4 protein-coding genes are annotated in these 1,621 nt (G+C 69.4%); all 4 read right to left on the reverse strand.

Features of this window, described 5'->3' with window-relative positions:
* Nucleotides 1-35: 35 nt before the first annotated feature.
* Nucleotides 36-245 (reverse strand): hypothetical protein, encoded by a 210-nt coding sequence (locus ACFC09_RS46020; protein WP_266665108.1) that lies wholly within the window; start codon nt 243-245, stop codon nt 36-38.
* A gap of 66 nt (nt 246-311) precedes the next feature.
* Nucleotides 312-545, reverse strand: coding sequence for a hypothetical protein (locus tag ACFC09_RS46025; protein WP_030795585.1), 234 nt, complete (start codon nt 543-545; stop codon nt 312-314).
* 129 nt (nt 546-674) lie between these two features.
* The gene (locus tag ACFC09_RS46030) at nt 675-1,049 is read right to left on the reverse strand and encodes a hypothetical protein (protein WP_376539193.1); all 375 of its coding nucleotides are present in this window, start codon (nt 1,047-1,049) and stop codon (nt 675-677) included.
* An 87-nt stretch (nt 1,050-1,136) separates the two neighbouring features.
* Nucleotides 1,137-1,523, reverse strand: coding sequence for a hypothetical protein (locus ACFC09_RS46035; RefSeq protein WP_376539194.1), 387 nt, complete (start codon nt 1,521-1,523; stop codon nt 1,137-1,139).
* Between the last annotated feature and the right edge of the window lie 98 nt (nt 1,524-1,621).

Below are 1,621 nucleotides of genomic sequence, written 5' to 3' on the forward strand. Positions count from 1 at the left end.
GTCCCCGGCTCGGACCGGGGACCGCACGGCGCGGTTCAGCTCCGGCGGCGGCGGTCCAGCATCTTCAGGACCACGCCCAGCGTGCCGACCACGACGAGTGCGGGGATGAGGTGCTGAATCAGCCACCACACGCCGTCAAGGCCGATCGCGCCCCCCACGAACAGGGCACCGATGCCGACGACGATGGCCAGTCCGTACCGGCTTCCGTCGTTCTGGCGGGCGTTGTGGTTGTTGTTCCGGGGCATTGCGTGGCTCCTCGTTGAAGGTTCGGGGGCCGGGAGGGACTGCCACCCCTCCCGGCGGGGGCTCGGCTAGCGGCGGACGGGTTCCAGGTTCTGGGGCATCCCGTGGTTGGCCACGAACTGCATGACGCCCTTGGGGGAGTGCATGACGACCGGGGGCTCACCCCGCTTGATCACGGCGATCCAGCCGAAGGAACGGCGCTCGGCGGCGTGCAGGTATCCGCGCTGCTGGAGTCCGAGCAGTGCCTTAGTGGCCTGCAAGTTCTCCTGCGCCTGCTCGGCGGTGGTGGGGGTGTTCCGCATCGCGTCTCCCGGTGTTGAAGGTTCGGGCCGATGCCGGGAGGGGCTGCCATCCCCTCCCGACATCCCTAATTCTGCCTTATTTTGGGGTGCAGGTCCAGCCTCTCGCGTCCCTCGTTCGGGTGACGTGGGTCACACGAGGTTGCGGGCCTGGAGCACTCCGACGAACTGGCGGGCGACCGTGGCGACCTGGGCGCGCGGGCGGCGGACGGCCTGGAGCCCCAACAGGCGCTGTCCGCCGCGCTGGATGACGTACGGCTCGCCAACCGCCGGGATCGCAAGGGCAATGAGCCCTTCCGCCGTGTCGACGCGCACAACGGGCCCGTTGGTGACCGGGTCGATGCCATGCCCCACGATGACGGCCGGAACGCCGTGCTCCTTGGTCAGCTCCTCGCTGATCGCTCGGGCCTCGATGATGGCGGACGCCGTGGCGGCGTCGATGTCGGCGGGCTTCGCGGCGGGCCACTCGGGGGCGACGGTCTCGGGCTTGACGGGCTGAGTGCTCATGCTGTGCGTCCTTGCGGTGTTGAAGGTTCGGGGCTCGTCCGGGGCGGGCTGCCATCCCGCCCCGGACGGTGGGGCTCGTGCGGTTGCTTACTCGGTGTCGAGCGCCCGGCGGTGCAGCTCGGCGTACGCGAGCGACTGACGCGCCCGGCTGAGCCGCTTCCGCCGGTCGTCCGGGGCGTACGCGTCCAGCTCGCCCCGCGCGATGGCGTCGACCATCCACAGCGGAAGGGTGCCGAACGCGATACGCGCGGCGTCGTGCAGCTCGGCGAGCGTCGCGACCTGGGTGATCTCCTCCGGGGTCGGAAGGGGGTTCTCCCGCAGGCACGGGCCGGTAAGACCGGTCTCCATGTGGCACGTCATGCAGACGCGGGCCACGTTGAACAGGTCGTGAACGATCACGCCGTCCACCAGAACGGCGTCGTAGGCGTCCACGATCCAGTGCTTCGCGGTGCCGGTCTCGGTCTCGGTGTTCACGTGGTCTCCCTGGTGTTGAAGGTTCGGGCCTGTCGTCCGGGGCTGCCATCCCCTTCCGACATCACTAATTCTGCCTTATTCGAGTGCCTGAGTCCACC

Origin of the sequence: Streptomyces sp. NPDC056161, assembly GCF_042268025.1 — a bacterium.
In the GTDB taxonomy this organism is placed as follows: Bacteria; Actinomycetota; Actinomycetes; order Streptomycetales; family Streptomycetaceae; genus Streptomyces.